Origin of the sequence: Nonlabens dokdonensis DSW-6 (assembly GCF_000332115.1) — a bacterium.
Classification (GTDB): domain Bacteria; phylum Bacteroidota; class Bacteroidia; order Flavobacteriales; family Flavobacteriaceae; genus Nonlabens; species Nonlabens dokdonensis.
Genome location: NC_020156.1, coordinates 1,464,426 through 1,486,685 on the forward strand (window position 1 = coordinate 1,464,426; position 22,260 = coordinate 1,486,685).

Below are 22,260 nucleotides of genomic sequence, written 5' to 3' on the forward strand. Positions count from 1 at the left end.
AACTTCTTTTTGATTCCGCTTTCGCGAAAGCGAAACTAAAAAGAAAGCGAGATCATTAAAATCTTTATTTAACTGTTAATCCTTTTGAGCATAGGCAGCAATCGTATCGTACTTCTCCTTTTTATAAACACGCTCGATAAGGTCAAATATCTTATTCCTGAATAAAAGCCCTAAAACTCCTGTAACTGCAATGGCGATAAATCCAGCCGACTCATTTATAGTCAATGCAAAAGCATAATAAATAAGTACCGGTAAGAATAGTTTAGGAATTACTAGAAGTAAGGTTTTGGCATTAAAAGCTTTAGAATCTCCAAAAGCTTTCTTAGAACTCATCAAGTCTATAGGTGTTTTTACATAAGCACCGCCTAAAAGTACTACCGAACTATTAAAACCTATGTTGTAAATAGCACCTGCAATCATAGCAAACCACCAGTCCCAACCAAAGTAAAGGTACAAAGTACATAGCAACGTGCTCACTACGGTAGAAACGATCATTAACCACCATTTGCTCAATAAAAAGTCACGGTAAGGAATGTTTTGCGACATCATGAGTTTGTAATAACTACTGTCCCAAGATGGCACCAGTCCACCGAACATAAATAAGAATCCACCAGTACAAAACAGTCCGGCAAAAACTTTCATTCCATTAATACTATCATAGATTTCATTCATGAAAAAGAAACCATAAAACACAAATAAGAAACCTACTAGAAATGTGGTACGCGCTCTTTTATTACGTTTTATAAGTTTAATATCGTTCTTTAAATAAGTAGATACTTTACCGAATCGGTCTAAGAAACTTAAGTCTTCTGTACTCGCCTCTTTCACCTCAGTCTTTAAACCAGCGTCTAGATACAATTGGTTTTTGAAGTAGTTAAAAGCAAAGTAAGCACTAGAAATTGCCAGAGCAAGCGGAATGATAAAACCAAAAGCGTTATCATAAAAGAAATCAAATACTGGTGCTGAATAGTTTGTTATATCAAAAATGCCGTAATACTGTAAGATCCCACTCGCCGCAATTAAGCCTATTACTGGATAGAAAACGCTATCCATATTATTCATGAATACATTTAGATAATTAATCGTGTAAGTAATACAAATCATAGCAAGATGCCAGCCTAATACATTTATAAAAGCGGCATCTCCTTTTACTAATAATACAATACTAAAAGGAATAAAAAAGAAGGCATGCGCTATATTAAAGAATGAAATGCTGGTTTTACCCAATGCATATTTTACAATATTAGATCGCGTAATAGGAAGATAAAGCAACGGTTTGATATTAGTCACCGGCATTTTTTGAAGCATGTAGCGCATCGCTAGATCAAAAAAGAAATAGTAAATCAAATATTGGTTCACTACGCGAATGGGTTCACCTAGCTCTAATTCTTCAATAATAAAGTAGGACCCAAATCCTAAACCTCCCAAAACCGCTAACATATATATAGCTCCAAAAATCATCAGGATTTTAAAAGCTAAGTTTTGTTTAAACGCAGCGCTTCTTATGAAGCTCTTCCATTCCAGATTAATAAATTTTTTGATCATTTTCGGTTTGATTTGCTTAGTTAGTTACAAAAACTATAAAAATGTTACAGCTTGGATTTCAATTATTACTTTTGCAGCTTTAAAAATACGACATGATTTTTCATCATCTTACTATAAAACAAGTTACTAAAGTTACTTCTCAAGCGGTAGAAGTGGTTTTTGAGATTCCAGAAAACCTATCTGCAGAGTTTACTTATCAAGCTGGACAGTACTTAACTCTTAAAGCCACTATTAATGAAGAAGAGGTGCGTCGCGCCTATTCTCTTTCTAGTGCACCGCATGAAACCGATTTAAAAGTAGTTATTAAAGCGGTGGAAAAAGGTGTTTTTTCTAATTATGCGATGACCTTACGAGCTGGAGATCAATTAGAAGTTGCTGCTCCAGACGGGCTTTTTATCCATGAGAAAAGCGATACTGCTCAAAATTATTTAATGGTTGCAGCAGGAAGTGGTATCACTCCTATTACTTCTATCATAAAAGACGTGCTTACTAATGAGTCCGACAGTAAAGTGGCTTTGATCTATGGAAATCAATCGGTAGCACAAACCATTTACCACGAGCAGTTTAATGATCTAAAAGATCAATATGGTGACCGTTTTATACTGCAATATTGTTTCTCCCGTGAAGAGCGCGATGAGGCACTTTTTGGTCGTGTGAGTAAGTCCAACCTCAACTATTTCTTGAAACAGAAAGTTAGTGATCTCGCTTTCGCGAAAGCGTACTTATGTGGACCTGAAGAAATGATTACGATGGCAACAGACAATCTTGTTGAAAAGGAAGTTCTTGCTAAAGAAGACGTAAAATTTGAGCTTTTCACAGCCAAAGAAAATGAGATCGAGATCACTGAAGACAGTCACCTTACCGAGCTTACTGTCATTCTTGATGACGAAAAACACACACTTACAGTAAAGCGTACCGATAATTTACTAGACGTGATGCTTAAAAATGACATCGACGCACCGTACAGTTGTCAAGGCGGTATTTGTAGTTCTTGTATTTGCCAGATAGAAGAAGGAACGGCACAAATGGCAAAAAACGCCATCTTAACCGATAGTGAAATCGCTGACGGACTTTCTCTTGCCTGTCAAGCTTATGCCACCAGTGCAAAAGTTGTGGTGAATTTTGATGAGGTGTAGAAGAATTCGAACTTGAAATTGAAATTGAATTTTGAAAAGGACAACAAACAGATCTTTTCAAATCCAACATCTTAACTATATTAATGCTTTCCAAAGGATAGAATTAATTCTGCCCTTTGGGAAATCTTGTAGGTCAACTTAAAAAGTTGTAGACAATTGCGCAACATGATCTATTTTTCACTATTGATCTTAGCCTCTTTATGCATGATAAGCATTTCATATAAAGATATATGTTCCACTAAAGCATATTCAGATAACTTTGCTACAGCGCCTCTCAACTGATCTGTATTAATTGGCTTAATATAAATAAAATCACTTTTTCCATAAAGACCGTATCTTCCTCTTTTTTTTACTTCTAATGCGCGATCTAGATTTGAAATAAGTAGAAGTTCTTTATCTACATCATAGTATACTTTCAAACTTTGATCGTAATCTTTTTCAAAATCTATTTCTACGTTTGGGTTTGAAATTACAATGCGTTCAACCTCTATTTGTCGTCTTTGATTTACAATGGCAATAAAAGTCAAAGACATCAGAACACTACTAAAAATTTTAATCATTTAAATAATCTGTTAAAAAGGATTCATTTGCAGCGTAAAATATATCTATATTACTTTTTCTAGCAAGAGCAATAATTTCATTCACTTCTTCAAAACTTACTTTCCATTTGATTAAATTAAAACTATTATCTTCTAAATTCTTGTTGTCAATTAGCAAGTAATTCTCTGAAAAAAACAATAATTCCGTTGACATATAATCATATGTAATAAGTACATGTGGCTCTTCACATACCTTTTGTGTACATCTCAAATCAAATGCATAATCTTTATATTCAAATGATTGTTCTGAATTAAGATCCTTTTTTACGTCAGATTTACACGATATTCCTAAGAATAAAATAATTAAACTTATAACATGTATTGGTTTCATTTGAATTAAATTTAATCAGGTTAAAACTAAGAGTGGTGAAATTAAAAAAACTTGTTAAAACTTATTTTATAACTCTGAAATAACTTCAACTATTCTTGAAACATGCCAAGACAAATACTTGGCATGTTGGCTTCTAAAAAGCTATTTCCCTAAGGGCAGAATTAATTATACTATTTGGAAATGGAAAAAAGTTATTTTAATGTTATCGATTTGTCAGTCTGAGCTACAGTCGAATACGTTTTTCTATACGTAGAGATTGTGCTAAGCAAATAGGTTTCGACTATCGCTCAACCAAACATTGTAGATTCTTTTTCTCGGTCGTCAATCGTCAGTAAGTCGGTTGTCTTGTTAAATACTCATCTCAGGAATCTCTCCATCTATAATCAAAGTTCCGTCTGTAGCGTTTTGAATTTCTTCTACACTTACTCCAGGTGCACGTTCTAAAAGTTTAAAACCTTTATCCGTAACTTCAAGCACGGCTAGGTTTGTTACTATTTTATTGATACAATTCACTCCAGTAAGTGGTAGTGAGCATTTTTTAAGCAGTTTTGATGCTCCAGCTCGATTGGTATGCATCATCGCTACGATTATATTCTCTGCACTGGCAACGAGATCCATGGCGCCACCCATTCCTTTTACCATTTTACCTGGTATTTTCCAGTTGGCGATATCGCCGTTTTCAGCAACTTCCATTGCTCCTAGAATAGTCAGATCTACGTGCTGCCCACGTATCATCCCAAAACTAGTGGCGCTATCAAAAAAACTGGCGCCAGGCATGGTCGTAATGGTTTGTTTACCAGCATTTATAACGTCGGCATCTTCTTCTCCTTCAAATGGAAAAGGTCCCATACCTAAAACTCCATTCTCTGACTGGAATTCTACATCTATTCCTTCAGGAACATAGTTAGCCACTAAGGTTGGTATTCCTATTCCTAGATTCACGTAGTAACCGTTTTTTACTTCTTGTGCAATTCTTTTTGCAATTCCTATTTTGTCTAACATATTTATCTAATGTGCTAATTAATTGATGTGCTAATGTGCTAATTTTCACATTCTGCTTTTTGTGGTAGAGATTATTTTTGATAATAATTTCTCTATACTTTCTAGTTGATTGAACAATTCTTGTTTTGGAGAAGGCAAGCTGTCTGATTTTGTGCATAAGAACAGCCAGTATCTCGTTTCAGAAGCTTCCTTCGCCGCAATCTTTAATTTGTGTATAAAATCTTTCCTGCTTTCAGCGTGTTGAGATTCATTAATATTTGCTCCTATACTAGTTCCGCTCCTAAACAATTGGCTGGAAATTTCGTAGTGCTTTTCTTTTTTCAAAAAGGAAGTGAAATCAATAATTTCAAGAGCAAATTCAGTTGATTTCTCAACTATAATATTTTTCTGCATATCAAATTATTTTATTCATCAGCACACTAGCACATCAGCAAATTAATTAATCAATCACGAGTCCTTACAGTCCTCTGCTCAATTCTCTTCTCATACTTAGCTCCTTGAAAAATGCGTTTTACAAAGATGCCTGGGATATGGATCTCATTAGGATCTAGTTGTCCTGCTGGAACAAGTTCCTCAACCTCAGCGACAGTAATTGTTGCAGCGCCAGCCATAACTGGATTAAAGTTTCTAGCGGTTCCTTTGAATATTAAATTCCCTGCTTCATCACCTTTCCATGCTTTTACAAAAGCAAAATCTGCTTTAAAGGCGCGTTCTAGAATATGAGGTTTTCCATTAAAATCGCGTACTTCTTTACCTTCGGCCACTTCAGTACCATAGCCTGCTGGTGTGAAAAATGCTGGTATTCCTGCTTGAGCGGCACGACATCTTTCGGCAAGAGTTCCTTGTGGTATCAGATCTACTTCTAATTCACCACTCAACATTTGTCTTTCAAACTCATCATTTTCTCCTACATAAGAAGAAATCATTTTCTTGATTTGTTTGCCTTGTAATAACAAACCTAATCCAAAATCGTCTACCCCTGCATTATTAGAAATACAAGTAAGATTTTTAGCTCCAGTTTTTACAAGTTGCGCGATACTATTTTCAGGAATTCCAGAAAGGCCAAAACCACCTACCATAAAAGTCATATCGCTTGTAACGCCTTCCAGCGCTTCTTCTACGCCTTTTACCGTTCTATTGATCATAATTACATTTATTTGGTTTAAAAATACGGAATTTACCGAGTATTTTAAAGGCTTATCGATAACTAAAAGCTAGTTATTTTACTAAATTGCTATTTCATATAGATTCAAGACCGTCGCACTGAATGATTCAAGAATCAAGATTACTTATCATGGCTTTTAAACACCTTATTGATCCCAAATTCAGTAAAAACAATTACTTCCCTATTGACTTATCAATTAAGAACCCTTTTTGGGATGATAATGACGTGAGTGATATCGACATTTTTGAAAAATATTTAGATAACCAGCGGTCCAAAACCGGCAAATATATCGCTCATGGCGGTTATTTAGAACAGCGTGCTTTGTATAGAAAATCGGCTAGGTTCCAGGCTGGACTGGTGCGCGATGTTCATATGGGAATAGATCTTTGGGCGCCAGCTGGTACAAGCGTTCATGCATTTATGGATGGTGTAGTACATAGTTTTGCAAACAACGATGACGATGGGAATTATGGACCTACCTTGATCTTAGAACATGATTTCAACGGTAAACAACTCTATACACTTTACGGTCATCTCGCAATTAGTGATATGGAAAACTGGTCTGTTGGTTCTCGCTTTCGCGAAAGCGACATCATAGCAACCTTAGGAAAACCAGAAGAAAACGGAGGATACAGCCCACATCTTCATTTTCAAATAATGACTAATATTGGGGAATATAAAGGCGATTATCCAGGTGTTGCTGCACAAGAAGAGTTGCAGGATTATGAAGGATTGATTTTGAATCCCAATTCTTTAATTTTTTAGAATAAGCTGTTTTTAGAAAACCATTTTAAGGTTTCGCAAGAAATCCTCCAGAGTACGCTTTCAATTTTCCTATATTTACCGCCCGATTCAACCCATAATCTATATGAAAAAAAGAGTTCTTATTACCGGTGCCGCTGGATTTTTAGGTTCACATCTCTGTGACCGTTTTATCAAAGAAGGTTATTGTGTAGTAGCGATGGATAACCTTATCACCGGTGATCTTAAAAATATAGAGCATCTTTTCCCTCTTGAAGATTTTGAGTTTTATCATCAAGATGTATCAAATTATGTGCATGTTGCTGGAGAATTAGATTATGTTTTACATTTTGCTAGTCCTGCCAGTCCTATAGATTATCTCAAAATCCCTATTCAGACGTTGAAAGTAGGTTCTTTAGGAACGCATAATTTACTCGGCCTTGCGATGGCAAAAAAAGCAAGATTACTTATTGCATCTACCAGTGAGATTTATGGAGACCCATTAGTACATCCTCAAGACGAGTCTTACTACGGAAATGTGAATACTATAGGACCTCGTGGAGTTTATGATGAGGCAAAACGTTTTCAAGAATCCATGACGATGGCTTACCATAGGTTTCATGGTCTAGAAACTAGAATTGTACGTATTTTTAATACTTATGGCCCTAGAATGCGATTGAATGACGGTCGTGTGATTCCTGCCTTTATGGGACAAGCTTTGAGAGGTGAAGATATTACCGTCTTCGGTGATGGAACACAAACGCGATCATTTTGCTATGTAGATGATCAAGTAGAAGGAATTTACAGGTTGCTGTTGAGCGATTACTCAGATCCCGTGAACATCGGTAATCCTAATGAAATCACGATAGGTGATTTTGCTGAAGAAATCATAGCACTTACAGGAACAGATCAAAAAGTAGTTTATAAAGATTTACCACAGGATGACCCCTTAAAAAGACGTCCCGATATAAGCCTAGCAAAAGAAGTCCTAGATTGGGAACCTAAAGTAGGCCGTGAAGAAGGAATGAGAATAACTTTTGAGTATTTCAAATCATTGTCAAAAGAAGAATTAAACAAACGTGACCACAAAGACTTTACCAAACATATCCGCAGATAGTATTGCCTATCGCAACGGCCGTTTTTCTGGTTTTATTACACCTATTTCCTATATTCTGGATTTGGGAATAATTATTCTTGCTGCGTCTTATTTTTTTGTGGAAAGCTTTGATTTACTTACCTATAGTATTTTTATAGGTATTTGTTGGGTTATCATTTCCATGCAATTAGACTTTTACAAAATCCGTAGGAATACAAAGTTTACTACTTTATTGATGCGACTTGCAAGGCAATCTGTATTTTTTGCTTTTGTAGTATTTGCGTTTTTTGGTTACTACTACGAGCTGAGTAGAGAGTCCACCTATATTTTTAATTACTTAGCAACTACTATAGGAGGAATATCATTAGTAAAAATTGGTTTATTCTTTATTCTAAAGAATTATAGAAGCACACTAGGCGGAAACTTTAGAAACGTGGCTATTCTAGGTGTTAATGAAGAAACAGAGCAACTTTATCAATTTTTTGAAACACATACAGACTATGGCTATCGATCTAAAAAAGTGATCGATGTCCATACCGCAAGTTTCACTCTAGCCGATTTTCAAAAATGGGTAATCGATAATAAAATTGATGAGATTTTTTGCTCTGTAAAAGAACTGGACAATGATCAATTAGTAGAACTAACTGATTTTGCAGATAACAATTTGAGAACGCTCAAATTCATACCAGATACAGAGGCTGTACTTTCACAGCAGGTGCATTGTGATTATTACGGCCTTACTCCTGTATTATCATTGAGAGAAATACCTCTTGATGATCTTGCAAATAAAATTACCAAAAGAGCTTTTGACATCGTATTTTCCTTATTTGTAATTATAGGTGTTATGTCATGGCTCACACCTTTAGTGGCCATAATAATTAAACTGGAGTCTAAAGGACCTGTTTTCTTTAAACAAGCTCGCAACGGTTTAGATTACAAAGAATTTACTTGTTTTAAATTCCGTTCAATGGTGCCTAATAAAACTGCCCATTTACATCAAGTAAAACGTGGTGACCATAGAATTACTAAAATAGGTAAGTTTTTACGCAAGACCAGTATCGACGAGTTACCACAATTCTTCAATGTACTTTTAGGAGATATGAGTGTTGTAGGTCCACGACCTCACATGGTAAGTCACACACATATGTATGCAGAACGTATTGATAAATTCATGGTGCGCCATTTTGTAAAACCTGGTATTACAGGACTAGCTCAAGTAAGCGGTTATCGAGGCGAGGTAGAAACTGAAGAGGACATCAAAGGACGTGTGCGCAATGATATTTATTACATAGAAAACTGGAATATCGCTCAAGACATTGTCATCATTTTTAAAACGATTGCCAACGTATTTCAAGGTGAAGAAAAAGCATACTAATGGAGCTTGTTTCTATCATAATGCCTACTTACAACAGCGTTGCAACGGTTAAGGAGTCACTTGATAGTATTTTATCTCAAACTTATAGACCTCTAGAAATTATAATTATTGACGATTGTAGTGAAGATGAAAGTCTCGCTTTCGCGAAAGCGTACGCATCAAATAACGCTTCTAGTGAAGTAAGTTTTATCACTTTAAAAAACTCCTCAAACGCCGGTGCAGGAATTACTCGCAACAAAGGAGTAGAAGCCGCAACAGGAACCTACATAGCCTTCCTAGATGCAGATGATCTATGGAAGCCTAAAAAGCTAGAAATACAAATTGAGGCTATGAAATCACAAAATGCAGTGGCTTGTTATGGAGCTTATGAGATATTTTCAACATCGCCAGAACATCCAGAACAGATCCATCATGTTTTTGAAAAGCTTACTTTCAAAAGACTTTTAAAGGCTAATTACCTAGGCAACCTTACGGGAATTTATAACGCTCAAAAATTAGGCAAATTTTACATGCCTGCTTTGCGTAAAAGGCAAGACTGGGCAATGTGGCTAGATGTTTTAAAAAAAGCAGATTATGCCATAGGTATTCAAGAGCCGATCGCAAGTTACCGTTTAAGTGAAGGACTTTCTGCAAACAAGTTTGATTTGATTAAGTATAATTATGCTGTTTATAGAACTCATTTAGGATATTCTGCAATAAAAAGTACGGTTTTGATGGTGCGCTTTTTTTATGAGCAGTTTTTAGTAAAAAATAGATTGAAAGTAAATGTTTAATTAATGAGATTAATAGCAAGTTTATTTCACCTCACTCATAAACTGTTTTAACTTCCCGCGTTTACTTCTATCGAGAACTGCTAACCTTGTAAATTTTACTTTAAGTCCAGGTTCTAGATATTCGTCCATTGCCTTTTGAATATCAATTTTTAGGCGTTCATCCATATCGGTACTACTCACATACTGAATCTCAAAAAGAGAAGGTTTTTTCTGGATCACTACAAATTCTAAAATCTCTATTTCGTCTTTTATAATCTTTTTGGTTACGTAGTAAAAAGTTAATCCAGGAATTACCTTACCACTAGGTAAACGAGCAATATCACTGGTGCGGCCTTGAAGTTCTTTTAGAATTCTAGTGCCGTTTTCTAAGGTTTCTAGACTTCCTAAATCACCTATTTCATAACGTATCATAGGATGCGCTTTATTAAATAAATCGGTAATTAGAATGCGACCTACTACTCCATCTTGAAGCGGTTGATTATTCTCGTCTACAATCTCAACGAAAAGGTTTTGCTGATTCACTTCAAAATCACCTTTACTATTTTGCATGGCAATCAGTCCTATCTCACTAGCTCCATATTCATTTACAACAGGAATTCCTAGCCATTCTTCAAGTAGTAATCTATCGTCTGGAAAAAGCATCTCACTAGTTACGATACAAATTTTAAGGGATGGACAAACACCCTTTAAAATCAAATTTTTACGTTTACAATAGTTGGCCAGCAAGACTATGCTGCTGGTGTAACCATTGATATAATCAAATTTGGTTTTTGTAAATTGGTTGACAAAGCGCTCTAAAACTTCATCATTCATATTAAAAATAGGAAAACGCTTGCGGTAACTGATAAAATCCTTTATCAATTCCAGATACCTTCCTTTACCACTTAAGGGTATTCCATAAAATCGCGCTTGCAATGAAGTATTTAGATTAATGCCATGTTGCATATAAGCCTCATGAAAAGCTGCCCAAGTCATGGCGTGAGCATATTTATCTTTTGCAAACATAAATGGATGCCCACTAGAACCGCTGGTTTTGCCTTTAAAAACATTTTTTAAAGTAAATCCTTTGCTTAATCGTTTGTACAAAGGTTGTTGGAAATCCTTCTTTGACAAAACTGGTAATTCATTCCAGTTTGCCTTTTTGTTTGTTACTAATGAATTATAAAAATGGTTGCTGGTAAAATGGTGTTTTAAAATTTTCTGTTTACGTTTCTCTATATCATGAATAGAAATAGCGGTAAACTCATTACGAGCTTGGTCGATCTTAAAACCCTGTAGTTTTAATGTTTTATGGAAGAGTTGGAGTGGCACTGATTATAGTTTTCTAAGTCGTTTACCTAAATCTCTTGCACCATGGTGGATGAAAAGAATATCGATGCGCTCTTCATTTATAATTTCATAAATAATTCTGTAATTGCCAGCAACAAGTTCTCTTAGACTAAAACTTTCTTTAGTAAAAACAACTTTCCCTAATACAGGTTGCAATTGGAGTGAACTTGCCGCAACATAAATTTTATTAATTTCCCGGTGTGCATAATAAGTCGAATTTTTTGCTATAAAATTAAAGATGGAATTCAAATCTTCGTCTGCTGTATGTGTCCAATTTAATGAGACCAAGACTTTATACGTTTTTGCATCTCTGCATGAGTGTATACCTGGCCATTTTTAGATTGTTCGCGCGCTTTTTCTATCTTTTCTATTAAGTATAACTCTTCAAGAAAATCATCTAGTTCAAATTTATCTGGCAAATTTTCCAAACTTTCTAGTATTTTTTCCTTTGTCAACATCGTTTTTATTTGAATACAAGTTACAAAATAAAATAATATAGAAACTCGAGTTTATTAAACTATCAACAATTGTATTGAATATCTTAACTAAACTAATTCTAATCACTTTCTCTCAATCTTAGCAAAAACTTATTTTTGCATTCCATAAACACAACGCATGAATGTTCTTATTTTAGGAAGCGGTGGCCGTGAGCACGCTTTTGCACACTCAATTATTAAAAGTTCCCTACTGTCTAAGTTATTTGTTGCTCCAGGAAATGCTGGGACTGATCAAATAGCTACTAATGTAAATCTAGGAATAACTGATTTTGCTGCCATAAAAACATTTGTATTAGAGAATGATATTGAAATGCTTATCGTAGGTCCAGAAGCGCCGCTTGTGGATGGTATTTATGACTTTTTTCAAAGCGATGACTTAAAACATGTTAATGTCATAGGCCCGTCAAAAGAAGGTGCTGTTCTTGAAGGTTCTAAAGAGTTTGCTAAAGAGTTTATGCAACGCAATAACGTGCCTACTGCGGCTTACAAAAGCTTCACAAAAGAAACCCTTAAGGAAGGAATGGCCTTTATAGATACCTTAAAACCGCCGTTTGTACTCAAAGCAGATGGACTTGCAGGAGGAAAAGGAGTTCTTATCATTCCAGATGCCAAAGAAGCTAAGGAGTCTCTTGAAGAAATGTTAGTAGGTGGCAAATTTGGTGCAGCATCAAATAAGGTAGTGATAGAAGAGTTTTTATCTGGAATAGAGATGAGCGTTTTTGTGATGACAGACGGTAATTCTTATAAAGTGATGCCTACCGCAAAAGATTACAAACGCATAGGAGAAGGCGATACTGGATTAAACACTGGCGGAATGGGCGCCGTGTCACCGGTTCCGTTTGCAGATGATCTTCTAATGCAAAAAATTGAAGATCGAGTTATAAAACCTACCATTGAAGGTTTCAAAAAGGAGAACATCGTCTATAAGGGCTTTGTATTCATAGGCCTCATGATTGTGGATGGTGAGCCAGAAGTGATCGAGTATAACGTAAGAATGGGCGATCCAGAGACTGAAGTTGTATTGCCTCGTATTTCTAGCGATTTGTTGAGTCATTTGCACGCTTTCGCGAAAGCGGAACTACACAAAGAACATCTCAACATAGATTCTAGATACGCCACAACTGTAATGTGTGTTGCAGGCGGTTATCCAGAAGCTTATGAAAAAGGTATGGAAATTATAGGTTTAGAAAATGTAGTAGACAGCATTGTTTTTCATGCTGGTACTGCAATAAAAGAAGGGAAGATTGTGACTAATGGAGGACGTGTTATGGCTGTAACCAGTTATGGAACTGATTTCAAACAGGCACTAAAAAAATCTTATCAAAATGTAGAAAAACTACAATTTGATAAGATGTATTATAGAACTGATATAGGTTTTGACCTATAAAAAGCTAAAATTTTTAACCTAAGAAAGAATGACCAGTTTGAGTTTTATCCTCTTCCTTGTCATATTCTTTTAATTGCTTCATCCAGTAAACAAATGCTACTACTAAAATAAGAATACATAGCCATGAGATGGCATTTGCTGCAAACCAGCTTGTATCTTCTAACTCTCTTAAGGCATCAAAAGGAGCTAAAATAATTTCAAATAAACCTACTATTGCGTCTAATAAACTTTCCATTTCTGTAAATTGCTTGTTACTGCTGCAAAAATAGTTAAAAAATCGTATGCTTTCTAGTTTTTTTAGAACGAGTAAACCTATTCATTTTATCATCACTTTTTTGATGGTACTATTTGCAACTGGTTATTATATTATTACTCATCCTTATTTAGGTTGGGGTTATGTTTGGATACCGATTACCGCAGGATTATCAATTGGGCTTTTTCATTTTATTGCAATTAAAAATGAATTTATTTCTAATAACTCTTATGGAATCTGGTTGTACAGCTGCCTATTAATTCTCGTTATACTGTACTCTACAAGTGAATATTCTTTTCTTGCCTACCTCTTCTTGCTACTTGCATTGCGCAGAATACTAAGTATGCGTACAGGAAAACAAATGACAAGAAAAATATTTGACGCTTCCTTGTGGATTGCGGTTGCTTGTATTTTTTATTCTTGGAGCACTATTTTCTTTACAATTGTCTTTTTAAGTATCACGATTCACGCTTTTAAAAATTTAAAATATTGGGCAGTTCCGTTTGTTGCAATCAGTACCATCTTGATACTAACCTTTACTATAGATCAATACTTTACAACTAATTTGTGGAGAGATTTCTTCAGTGAGTTGAATGACAACCTTGATTATACAAACATAAAGTTTTCAAGTGATCTAGTTTTTTATAGTTCCTTAGCATTTTTATGTTTGATAGCTTCCGTTGCTATGCTTTTAAGTTTTCCTAATATTTCTTTAAGTGCTAGATCTCGATTTTCAGTTTTAGGGTTTACTGGTTTATGTGTCGTAGCAGAATTTATCTTGACTGGCACAGCTCTATTAACAATTCCAATTATTAGTATTTTCCTGACTCGTTTATTACAAGAACAGGAGCATAAAGTATTCAGGGAATCTGTTTTGTGGATTCCTTTAATAATTATAGTAGCTACGATTTTCTTTAGAATATAGAGCACTGATAAATCTTTATATTTGCATTTCTAAATCAAGTTTATGTTCTCAGATAAAGCCAATAAAATTTTTCAAACAGTAATTGATCAATACCATGTCATCAACACGGTAGATCAGGAATTTGAAAATCCGTACGATCGCAATTCACACCTTATTGAGCATTTATTATATCGCAAGTGCTGGATTGATACGGTACAATGGCATTATGAAGACATTATTAGAGACCCACAAATTGATCCTATTGCAGCACTTACTCTAAAGCGTAAAATCGATGCTAGCAATCAAGATCGTACCGATATGGTAGAATTTGTGGACAGCTATTTTCTTGACAAATACAGCGATGTATCTATTAAAAATGGCGCAAGAATTAATACAGAAAGTCCTGCATGGGCAATCGACCGCTTGTCTATTCTTGCATTGAAAATTTACCATATGAATGAAGAAGCAACTCGTACAGACGCTTCTCAAGATCATATCAACGCCTGCCAAAAGAAACTTGATATTCTTTTAGAGCAGCGTGTGGATTTATCAACTGCTTTAGATCAATTATTAGAAGATATTTCTAATGGAGATAAGTACATGAAAGTATATAAGCAAATGAAAATGTACAATGACGACGAGCTTAATCCTGTGCTAAGAGCACTTAAATAATACATGCCACTTCCTAAACGCATTCTCGTCATTAGACTAAGCGCTATGGGCGATGTTACCATGTGCGTGCCCGTTTTACTGGCTTTAAAAAGAGACTATCCTGAGGTGGAAATAGTTGCGCTTTCGCGAAAGCGATTCCAATCCATTCTAGAATACATTCCTGACATTAGGTTTATAGAAGCAGATGTAGATGCAAAACACAAAGGAATCTCTGGTCTCTACCGACTTTCAAAAGAGATAAAGGCTCAAGAAATTGATGCAGTAGCTGACTTTCACAATGTCTTACGCAGTAAGATTCTAAGAACATTTTTAACAGGAATTCCTAAAGCTAAAATAGATAAAGGAAGATCAGACAAAAAGCGCCTCGTAAATGATCCAAACTTTTTTCAACCCTTAAAACATAGTACAGAACGCTATGCAGATGTTTTGCGAGAATTAGGTTTTAAGATCGAATTAAAAGGAAATGAATTTTTATCAAAAGAGGCTGTTTTACCTCAAATTCATGATAAAATAGGCCGAAAAACATCAAAATGGGTAGGTTTTGCTCCATTTGCTGCTCATAAGACAAAAGCGCTCACAGTTAAAAAAGCTAAGAAAATAGTACAAGCCATTGCAAAAAATGAGCAGGTAACTATTATCCTTTTTGGTGGTGGGAAAAAAGAAGAAAAACAATTGCAAATAGTTGCTGGTACTACAACAAATGTGATCAATCTAGCTGGACTAACCAGTTTTGAAAATGAGCTGACGATTATGTCTCAATTAGATGCAATGATAGCAATGGATAGCGGTAATGGCCATCTTGCGGCATTGTATGGTGTTCCAGTAATTACATTATGGGGAAATACGCATCCTTACGCTGGTTTTGCTCCTTACGGTCAACCAAAGGAAAATCAATTGACCGTAGATAGGAAGAAATATCCATTAGTTCCTACTTCTATTTTTGGGAATAAAGTAGTGAAAGGTTACAAGAAAGCGACGAGTTCTATCAAAGTGAAAGCTGTTGTTGATAGGTTAAATGAGGTGTTGAAGTCTTAGCTCTTAATCGCTTCAAAAATGTTTCTTAGGGATTCCGCTCTTCAGAGGTATGCTGCGCGCTGATTATCTTTCTGGAGAAGCGCTCGCAAAGACTGTTGTGATAAGTCATTGCGAGGAGTGCAACGACGAAGTAATCCGCTGGAAATGGAAATAAATTACGATCTTCAACAGTTGAATAAGCTGTGATTACAATTTCCAAAGTTCTAAACTGCAAATAATTACGATTCAAAATTAGGTTACATTTGTTTATATGATACCTGGATATGTTTATATCATAACTAATAAAAATAACACCACTTTATATGTAGGTGTTACTTCTAATCTTGAGCAACGCATCAAGCGACATAAGACTAAGTTTTATCCTAAATCATTTTCTGCTCGGTACAATCTCCACAAACTGGTTTATCATGAATCGTTTCAACTGATAGGCGATGCTATAGCACGAGAAAAACAATTAAAAGCTGGTAATCGTAAAAGAAAAGTTGCACTGATCGAATCAATGAATCCAGATTGGAAGGATTTATTTGAAAAGCTACTAGATGAGTGAATAGTACGAGCATCTTTGCAAATTTCCAGCAGATTGCGTCGCGCTGACCATCACTTTGGAAAAGCGCTCGCAATGACTGTTTTAAGGAGTCATTGCGAGGGGTGCAGCAACGAAGCAATCCGCTGGATATGAAACTGATACTTGTTTTACCTCACCACCTCAATCCACTGTCCTTTATTACGCACAATATAATCTGCGTCATACATGGCTTCACATTGTATGCCCGGTAGGTAATACCTTCCTAGATAACTGGCATTGATCGTTGTTTTAAAAGTGAGTGTTTCTCTAGCTTTTAAATCAAAATAGTAGTTGACACGATCATCTTTTATATCGGTGTATTCGATGCTGGTATTTGCTTCTTCAGCGCCGTAATCTGTGAATCTAGTATTGACTATTTCCCAACCAGAAGGCAAGATTTGAGTCAGTGCGACATCTTCTATTCTAGAACCAGTGGTATTTGTAATCGTAGTGATCGCAGTAAGTTCTGTTCCTTGATTTACTTTACTCACGTTGACTGTTTTTCCTTCTTTGTCTACATAAGTGATCGTGGCATTCAATTTACTCTGAGCTGTTTTTTCATTTCCAACAGGCAATTTACCAGTCATTGCATTGGTTATAAAAATCATGTTATCACCTGTGTTCGTTACCGTAAAAGAAGTAGCTTTTTCATCAATATCCAGATCGCGGTTTGCCAAACTTTTAGCACTGGAAACAGTAGTTGTTTTACCATTAAAAGTATAGCTCACGTTGACTCCTTTTCCTCCTACATGATTTGCATATTTGCTGATGGCAATAAAACTATAAGCCAGTGCTTGCGTATTGTAATAACGATCAGAATCTAGGTTTTTTGCTAATTCTTCCATGATTTGTCTCGCACGCTCATCCTTTTTCATGATCGTGTAGGTTTCTAATGCCATCGCACGATTACGTTGTGGAGAACCATAAGTTCTATAGTCATAACGATTAGGTTGGAAATCTATATTACTCTTTGATAGAAGTTCTTCTGCCGCCTTGTTCTGTCCTACTAATGCATAGGCCGCAGCTAGTCTTAACTTACTATCGTTAGATAGGTTTGCGTTTTCGCGTAAACGGTTCATAGAAGATAAATCTGGAGCTCCTGCCACTGCTAGAGAATACAATCTGTAGGCTTGATATAAATCATTGCGATCATTATAACGCCATTGTTTTGCCACTCTTTTTTGATAAGCGATCCAGTTAGACTTGAATGAAATAGGAACGGTATAACCTGCAGTTTCTGCCTCGATCATAAAGTGACCAGCATAAGTTGTTCCCCAATCGTTCACACTACCGCTGCCCGGCCAGTAAGAGAAACCACCATTTGCTTTCTGATAATAACCCAACTTATTGATCGCCGCTTTAATATTGTGACTAATTTGCTTTTGCTGATTGCTATTTAAATCTACCACGCTAGCAAGATGCAGTTGTGGAAAAGCCGCACTAGCCGTTTGCTCTACACAACCATGCGGATAACGAATCAAATAGTTCAATCTACGCCCTAAATCCATAGGTGGCAAACTAGAAAAAGTCACGGTAGATGAATTAGTTCCTTTAGTTCCAAAAGGATTGATTGAAATAGTCGCTGTCTCGCCAGGTTTTACGATAGCTTTTTCAGAAATCGTACTATACGGATTAGGATTTACTAAATCAATTTCTGTCTCATAAGCAGCTGCTTCTCCGTTTCCTTTTGCAGAAAGTTTCAGTTGTGCAATTCCAGTTGCTTCCTTGACTTTTACATCAAAGTAGGCAATCTGATCGCCAGTTTCTGTGAACTTTAAATCTTGAGTATTACCATTCAATAATTCAAAGAACGGTGAGTTTTCCAGAGTCACTTTTACGTCCTTTACCTTATCATCCATTGCAAAAACAGTTACCGGTAATTTTACTGTTTCTCCAGGAGACAGCTTTCGCGGAAGCGAGGCAAGCATCATGAGCGGCTTTTTTACTGGAGTCGCAATTTCGGCACTACCGTAAGCTTCAGAGCGATCATTACCAGCTACTACCATCGTACGTACAGAACCAACATATTGCGGAATGTCTATCGTATGTGTTTTGCTCTCACCTGCTTTTAAAGTAAATGGACCTAAATGAATGACCATAGGTTTGAAACGGTTGGCTTTTTTGGCTTTAGAAGCTGCTGCGCTTCCATCACCACCTATCGCAAAAGCGGCGTCAATTCGACCACCATATGCACCGATCACATCATCAAAAATATCCCAAGTTTTTACTCCTAAAGCTTCACGAGCAAAGAACGTATCCCAGGCATCAGGCGTTTTGAAATTAGTGAGGTCCAGCAAACCTTCATCTACAACAGCTAGTGTGTAGGTCATGGCTTTGTTGTTTTTCTCACTTACTGTAATCTTTGCACTGGTTTTAGGTGCGAGTTCTTTAGGCATCTTAATTTCTGGCTCAAGATGTGTTGCCTCATTCTCTACTAATAATGGTATCACACCATACATTCTCAACGGTAAATCGTTTGCTGTTTGTGCATGTTTTTGTAGATAGGTAATATGTACATAAACATTAGGAACGTAGAGGTTATTGAGCGGTATGGTTACTTGAGTTTGCTTATCTGTAGTTTCTGCCCATTGTGCATCAAGAACTTCAGTACCATTTTCTACAGTAATCAACGCACGTCCACCAGCACTAGATGGGAATGTAATTTTTGCGTTTTCTCCTACCTTGTAGGTTTTCTTATCAGCATTGAAAATGAGCATAGAAGCCATTTCTGGATCTACTTTACGGCTTTTTCCTGCCCATCCTGGCCAGTCTACATAAATAATTTTCCCAGTAGAATGTCCTGATTCAGGATCATAAACGCGTACCAGATATCTTCCCCATTCTGGATATTTAAGTGAGAATTTAAAATTCCCTTTTCCGTTAGAATTGGTATTTATAGTATTGCTATACACTTGCTGACGGTATTCTCTGGCTTCATATCTAGAAAGGCTTCCAGACTGTGATTGCCACCACCATCTCCAGTTCACCTTATAGACTTTTACTTCTAGCTCTTTAGTTGCTTTAGGATTACCATTTTGATCTAAAGTTACCACGTCAAAATTATGGTCCGTGTCTGTTAATAACATGCCACGTTGCTTATCTCCTGGTGGCACGTCTATACCTACATAAGTATCATATGGAGAATAGGTCTTAGTTGTTACATTAGTACTGAAATCGCCTCCGTTTTCATACACTTTAGTTAGGAAACTGGCTTTTAACATTCCAGGAGCTTCAGAATCCATATTGGGTTCAAAATTGAATGTAGCGTCGCCACTTTGATCTAGGTTTCCATCAAAAACTTCGGATTCTTGAAGATCAAAAAATCTAGAAGGATCGTCAAAAACATAGCTGTCGTATTTCTTGAATTTAGTGGTCGTTGCATAATACTTTGCAGTAACGTTTGCTTTAAGACCTTTGGCAGTTGCGCCGTGCAACCACATCGCATTTAAAGAACCTTTTACGTTCTGTCCAGATTTGATAATCTCTTCATCAAAATCTAGTTTTACTTTTAAGCGATTAGGTTTAATAGTTTCAATCTTCAATGTTTTATTAAAAGTAACGCCACCTACTTCTACTTTAGCGTTCCAATTTCCTGTAGGTGCATTATCATCTGTTTTCAGATCAAATTGATAGAAATTATTCAACCCATTTTTTTGAACTTCTTTATGAGTAATTTTTCCATTAGCGTTTCTTAATTCTAACTTGATAGGATGACCGTTAGGTAATTTATTATCGGCATCGTTGAGCATGAAAGTTAGATAAATATGATCTCCAGGACGCCACACGCCACGCTCGCCATAGATATAGCCTTTGATTCCTTTCTTCAGTCGTTTTCCAGAAGTATCGAACTTACTTACTGAAAGTGCATTACCATCATCTAATCGTACATATCCATGCTGATTGTTATAAGTAACCTTTGCAAAAAATGCTGGATTATCTAATTTGATATCTAATAGACCTTGATTATTAGTACGCGAACTAGCTATTTCTTGTTGTTGAAAATTGAATAGTGTTGCTTGAGCGCCACCTAAAGGTTTTGTCGTAATGATATTATTAACCGCAATTAAATAACCGTTTCCTTCACCTCTTTTTACTGTTATTCCTAAATCACTAGCAAGCACATTTGTACTTACTTTTTTATTTCTATAAAAAGAATGAGTACATGGATCTTCGCGATCTCTCCAGTTGTAATCATAATAACCGTACTCATCATCATAATAGTAATTTTGAGCGCCATCCCAATTACTAGCTTCAAAAGAATCGTCAAAATCTACTTCTTCAATCTCTGGTTGATTTTCTGGAGTGTACTCACATTTGTAAGCACTGTAAGCTAATTTGTACTTGAATTCTACTCTATAAATAGCACCAGGATCTGTGGCGATGACTTCATTTAAATCAACAGAATAGGTATTCCATCTGTTGACATCATTTCCTGTAGCTTTAAGATCCACCACTTTACGAGCAACTGGTCTTCCTACGTTTCTCATGCGTCCAGAAGAATCTAAATTATTGTTCTGCAAAAACTGTAAGACATTATTGCTATAAATTTTATAAACCCAAACATCAACAGCATTAAGATTAACCGCTTTAAAATTGATTTTAGAATTTTGAGAAGATGGTAATATAGTACCAGATCTCACTAGTTTCACTTCTGGATTAACTTGCTCAAAAGCTATATAACTAGAGAATCCATTTTTTAACTTATAGCCATCTATACTGGTGATTCCCGTAAATACCTCCACTTTTTTAGATCCAGTGACCGTTTTTGATGGATATACTTTTAACTCATTTCCTTTACTTTCAAATTTCATTTTATCAACACCTTCTATCTGGATCATTCCATCCAGGTTTTGAGACGTTTTTAATGGATCTGAAAAGTTGATCAAGATATATTGTGCATCTCCATTTACTAATTCAATGTCCGTAACTGAAAAACTATTTTTACCTGGAAGTGTAATTGTATTATTTCCTTTGCTATCTACTCCTATGCTTTTACCGTTCCATGAAATCTCTACTTTTTCATCTTCTATAGGACGCTGGATACTATCGATTTTAAATTCAAAATACTTACCTAAAGCAATTGAGCTTTCAAATTTTAGTGGCAGCTCTTTACCCTTTAATTTTGCTGTTACAATTTGCTTTGCATTTTCCAGCTCCATGATATCACTGGATTTAATGGCTCCAGTAACGTATTGATAATCTCCTTCATAAGAACCTACAGGCTGCGTGCTCACAATATAATCTTGAGCAATCGTTTTGAATCTAAAAGTAAACTCCTCTAAATCCTTTTCTACCTTCTTAACTTTTGAAAGATTAAAACTTACCGAGTATTCAGCGTCTTGTTTCAGTGGTTTCTCAGGTAAAAAGGAAACCGTTTGCGCATCTAAAGCAGTCAATTTTCCTGAAACATCAGGGCTCAGGCTTATTAAACTATTATCCAACTCTTTTCCTGTAGTCCAACCTTCAACAGGTTCTGTCAATTTGATAGTGATAGGTTCTCTAGTCGAGATCACATCATCAGAAACCTGACTAATATGTTCCCTAAATTTGAAAAATTCATTTTGGTGTTCTTGAAGTTTTTCTTCATTAGTTTTTGTGTTGCAGGAAGCTAGAACAACTAGCGAAAACATAAATAAAAGTGCTTTTTTCATCAAAATAGAGCAGGAATTAATGGTTAATAGGTAATTTCCTTAAAGTTATAGAAACTTGTTGAAGAACAATCTTATAACGTTAAATAATTTTAAAATATTTTGGAAAGAAAGTTTATGTTTGGTTTTTCCGCTTTCGCGAAAGCGGAAAAGAATAAGTTTGATTACGAATTAAGTAATCTTTAATTGTTAAGATTATGAAACAAT

General features: G+C 35.7%; 21 protein-coding genes. 10 read left to right on the top strand and 11 right to left on the bottom strand.

Features of this window, described 5'->3' with window-relative positions:
• Positions 1–75: 75 nt before the first annotated feature.
• Positions 76–1,545 (bottom strand): DUF5687 family protein, encoded by a 1,470-nt coding sequence (locus DDD_RS06415; protein ID WP_041566991.1) that lies wholly within the window; start codon positions 1,543–1,545, stop codon positions 76–78.
• A gap of 92 nt (positions 1,546–1,637) precedes the next feature.
• Between DDD_RS06415 and DDD_RS06420 the strand changes: the two genes are divergently transcribed.
• The gene (locus tag DDD_RS06420) at positions 1,638–2,681 is read left to right on the top strand and encodes a ferredoxin--NADP reductase (protein WP_015361983.1); all 1,044 of its coding nucleotides are present in this window, start codon (positions 1,638–1,640) and stop codon (positions 2,679–2,681) included.
• Positions 2,682–2,851: 170 nt separating this feature from the next.
• Here DDD_RS06420 and DDD_RS06425 read toward each other — a convergent pair whose 3' ends face one another.
• The 5 genes from DDD_RS06425 to DDD_RS06445 all read right to left on the bottom strand — a co-directional run bounded on the left by DDD_RS06425 (position 2,852) and on the right by DDD_RS06445 (position 5,758).
• Positions 2,852–3,214 carry a hypothetical protein gene (locus DDD_RS06425; RefSeq protein WP_015361984.1) on the bottom strand — a complete coding sequence of 121 codons (363 nt, stop codon included), beginning with the start codon at positions 3,212–3,214 and terminating at the stop codon, positions 2,852–2,854.
• Between the two features lie 19 nt (positions 3,215–3,233).
• The gene (locus tag DDD_RS06430) at positions 3,234–3,611 is read right to left on the bottom strand and encodes a hypothetical protein (protein WP_041566993.1); all 378 of its coding nucleotides are present in this window, start codon (positions 3,609–3,611) and stop codon (positions 3,234–3,236) included.
• A 348-nt stretch (positions 3,612–3,959) separates the two neighbouring features.
• Positions 3,960–4,613 carry a CoA transferase subunit B gene (locus DDD_RS06435; protein WP_015361986.1) on the bottom strand — a complete coding sequence of 218 codons (654 nt, stop codon included), beginning with the start codon at positions 4,611–4,613 and terminating at the stop codon, positions 3,960–3,962.
• A 45-nt stretch (positions 4,614–4,658) separates the two neighbouring features.
• A complete protein-coding gene (locus DDD_RS06440) occupies positions 4,659–5,006 on the bottom strand; it encodes a four helix bundle protein (protein ID WP_015361987.1) in 348 nt (115 codons plus the stop codon).
• A gap of 50 nt (positions 5,007–5,056) precedes the next feature.
• A complete protein-coding gene (locus tag DDD_RS06445; protein ID WP_015361988.1) occupies positions 5,057–5,758 on the bottom strand; it encodes a CoA transferase subunit A in 702 nt (233 codons plus the stop codon).
• 149 nt (positions 5,759–5,907) lie between these two features.
• Here DDD_RS06445 and DDD_RS06450 point away from each other — a divergent pair, with 149 nt between their 5' ends.
• The 4 genes from DDD_RS06450 (at position 5,908) to DDD_RS06465 (ending at position 9,763) form a co-directional block, all read left to right on the top strand.
• Positions 5,908–6,543, top strand: a complete 636-nt coding sequence (locus DDD_RS06450; protein WP_041567359.1) for a peptidoglycan DD-metalloendopeptidase family protein — start codon at positions 5,908–5,910, stop codon at positions 6,541–6,543.
• A 103-nt stretch (positions 6,544–6,646) separates the two neighbouring features.
• Positions 6,647–7,636 (top strand): UDP-glucuronic acid decarboxylase family protein, encoded by a 990-nt coding sequence (locus tag DDD_RS06455; RefSeq protein WP_015361990.1) that lies wholly within the window; start codon positions 6,647–6,649, stop codon positions 7,634–7,636.
• Positions 7,599–8,990 carry an exopolysaccharide biosynthesis polyprenyl glycosylphosphotransferase gene (locus tag DDD_RS06460; RefSeq protein WP_015361991.1) on the top strand — a complete coding sequence of 464 codons (1,392 nt, stop codon included), beginning with the start codon at positions 7,599–7,601 and terminating at the stop codon, positions 8,988–8,990. Before DDD_RS06455 ends, DDD_RS06460 begins: the two co-directional genes overlap by 38 nt.
• Entirely contained in the window at positions 8,990–9,763 is a 774-nt protein-coding gene (locus tag DDD_RS06465) for a glycosyltransferase family 2 protein (RefSeq protein ID WP_015361992.1), read from the top strand. Before DDD_RS06460 ends, DDD_RS06465 begins: the two co-directional genes overlap by 1 nt.
• A 21-nt stretch (positions 9,764–9,784) precedes the next feature.
• Here the strand turns inward: DDD_RS06465 and DDD_RS06470 are convergent, their stop codons facing one another.
• From DDD_RS06470 to DDD_RS06480, 3 genes are read right to left on the bottom strand one after another with little or no spacing between them, the layout of a single operon-like run.
• Complete coding sequence (locus tag DDD_RS06470; RefSeq protein WP_015361993.1) at positions 9,785–11,074, bottom strand: phenylacetate--CoA ligase family protein; 1,290 nt, start codon at positions 11,072–11,074, stop codon at positions 9,785–9,787.
• A gap of 3 nt (positions 11,075–11,077) precedes the next feature.
• Entirely contained in the window at positions 11,078–11,380 is a 303-nt protein-coding gene (locus tag DDD_RS06475; RefSeq protein ID WP_041566994.1) for a type II toxin-antitoxin system RelE/ParE family toxin, read from the bottom strand.
• The gene (locus DDD_RS06480; RefSeq protein WP_041566995.1) at positions 11,368–11,550 is read right to left on the bottom strand and encodes a hypothetical protein; all 183 of its coding nucleotides are present in this window, start codon (positions 11,548–11,550) and stop codon (positions 11,368–11,370) included. The genes DDD_RS06475 and DDD_RS06480 overlap by 13 nt, the downstream gene beginning before the upstream one ends.
• A gap of 157 nt (positions 11,551–11,707) precedes the next feature.
• Here DDD_RS06480 and purD point away from each other — a divergent pair, with 157 nt between their 5' ends.
• Positions 11,708–12,976, top strand: a complete 1,269-nt coding sequence (purD, locus tag DDD_RS06485; RefSeq protein WP_015361996.1) for a phosphoribosylamine--glycine ligase — start codon at positions 11,708–11,710, stop codon at positions 12,974–12,976.
• A 13-nt stretch (positions 12,977–12,989) separates the two neighbouring features.
• Here the strand turns inward: purD and DDD_RS06490 are convergent, their stop codons facing one another.
• On the bottom strand, positions 12,990–13,211 hold the full coding sequence (locus tag DDD_RS06490; RefSeq protein ID WP_015361997.1) for a DUF6341 family protein: 222 nt from the start codon (positions 13,209–13,211) through the stop codon (positions 12,990–12,992).
• A gap of 46 nt (positions 13,212–13,257) precedes the next feature.
• Here DDD_RS06490 and DDD_RS06495 point away from each other — a divergent pair, with 46 nt between their 5' ends.
• The 4 genes from DDD_RS06495 to DDD_RS06510 all read left to right on the top strand — a co-directional run bounded on the left by DDD_RS06495 (position 13,258) and on the right by DDD_RS06510 (position 16,387).
• On the top strand, positions 13,258–14,154 hold the full coding sequence (locus DDD_RS06495) for a DUF6427 family protein (protein ID WP_015361998.1): 897 nt from the start codon (positions 13,258–13,260) through the stop codon (positions 14,152–14,154).
• Between the two features lie 42 nt (positions 14,155–14,196).
• Positions 14,197–14,805 carry a DUF4254 domain-containing protein gene (locus tag DDD_RS06500; protein WP_015361999.1) on the top strand — a complete coding sequence of 203 codons (609 nt, stop codon included), beginning with the start codon at positions 14,197–14,199 and terminating at the stop codon, positions 14,803–14,805.
• Between the two features lie 3 nt (positions 14,806–14,808).
• A complete protein-coding gene (locus DDD_RS06505; RefSeq protein ID WP_015362000.1) occupies positions 14,809–15,840 on the top strand; it encodes a glycosyltransferase family 9 protein in 1,032 nt (343 codons plus the stop codon).
• A gap of 250 nt (positions 15,841–16,090) precedes the next feature.
• Positions 16,091–16,387, top strand: a complete 297-nt coding sequence (locus DDD_RS06510; protein ID WP_015362001.1) for a GIY-YIG nuclease family protein — start codon at positions 16,091–16,093, stop codon at positions 16,385–16,387.
• A 146-nt stretch (positions 16,388–16,533) separates the two neighbouring features.
• Here the strand turns inward: DDD_RS06510 and DDD_RS06515 are convergent, their stop codons facing one another.
• A complete protein-coding gene (locus DDD_RS06515; RefSeq protein WP_041566996.1) occupies positions 16,534–22,056 on the bottom strand; it encodes an alpha-2-macroglobulin family protein in 5,523 nt (1,840 codons plus the stop codon).
• Positions 22,057–22,260 lie beyond the last annotated feature (204 nt).

What these genes read in the sequence shown, in the direction of transcription:
- purD (WP_015361996.1), top strand. Translation starts at nt 11,708, where the DNA reads ATGAATGTTCTTATTTTAGGAAGCGGTGGCCGTGAGCACGCTTTTGCA.
- DDD_RS06480 (WP_041566995.1), bottom strand. Translation starts at nt 11,550, where the DNA reads ATGTTGACAAAGGAAAAAATACTAGAAAGTTTGGAAAATTTGCCAGAT.
- DDD_RS06435 (WP_015361986.1), bottom strand. Translation starts at nt 4,613, where the DNA reads ATGTTAGACAAAATAGGAATTGCAAAAAGAATTGCACAAGAAGTAAAA.
- DDD_RS06430 (WP_041566993.1), bottom strand. Translation starts at nt 3,611, where the DNA reads ATGAAACCAATACATGTTATAAGTTTAATTATTTTATTCTTAGGAATA.
- DDD_RS06440 (WP_015361987.1), bottom strand. Translation starts at nt 5,006, where the DNA reads ATGCAGAAAAATATTATAGTTGAGAAATCAACTGAATTTGCTCTTGAA.
- DDD_RS06490 (WP_015361997.1), bottom strand. Translation starts at nt 13,211, where the DNA reads ATGGAAAGTTTATTAGACGCAATAGTAGGTTTATTTGAAATTATTTTA.
- DDD_RS06515 (WP_041566996.1), bottom strand. Translation starts at nt 22,056, where the DNA reads ATGAAAAAAGCACTTTTATTTATGTTTTCGCTAGTTGTTCTAGCTTCC.
- DDD_RS06455 (WP_015361990.1), top strand. Translation starts at nt 6,647, where the DNA reads ATGAAAAAAAGAGTTCTTATTACCGGTGCCGCTGGATTTTTAGGTTCA.
- DDD_RS06500 (WP_015361999.1), top strand. Translation starts at nt 14,197, where the DNA reads ATGTTCTCAGATAAAGCCAATAAAATTTTTCAAACAGTAATTGATCAA.
- DDD_RS06450 (WP_041567359.1), top strand. Translation starts at nt 5,908, where the DNA reads ATGGCTTTTAAACACCTTATTGATCCCAAATTCAGTAAAAACAATTAC.
- DDD_RS06510 (WP_015362001.1), top strand. Translation starts at nt 16,091, where the DNA reads ATGATACCTGGATATGTTTATATCATAACTAATAAAAATAACACCACT.
- DDD_RS06465 (WP_015361992.1), top strand. Translation starts at nt 8,990, where the DNA reads ATGGAGCTTGTTTCTATCATAATGCCTACTTACAACAGCGTTGCAACG.
- DDD_RS06505 (WP_015362000.1), top strand. Translation starts at nt 14,809, where the DNA reads ATGCCACTTCCTAAACGCATTCTCGTCATTAGACTAAGCGCTATGGGC.
- DDD_RS06415 (WP_041566991.1), bottom strand. Translation starts at nt 1,545, where the DNA reads ATGATCAAAAAATTTATTAATCTGGAATGGAAGAGCTTCATAAGAAGC.
- DDD_RS06425 (WP_015361984.1), bottom strand. Translation starts at nt 3,214, where the DNA reads ATGTCTTTGACTTTTATTGCCATTGTAAATCAAAGACGACAAATAGAG.
- DDD_RS06420 (WP_015361983.1), top strand. Translation starts at nt 1,638, where the DNA reads ATGATTTTTCATCATCTTACTATAAAACAAGTTACTAAAGTTACTTCT.
- DDD_RS06495 (WP_015361998.1), top strand. Translation starts at nt 13,258, where the DNA reads ATGCTTTCTAGTTTTTTTAGAACGAGTAAACCTATTCATTTTATCATC.
- DDD_RS06445 (WP_015361988.1), bottom strand. Translation starts at nt 5,758, where the DNA reads ATGATCAATAGAACGGTAAAAGGCGTAGAAGAAGCGCTGGAAGGCGTT.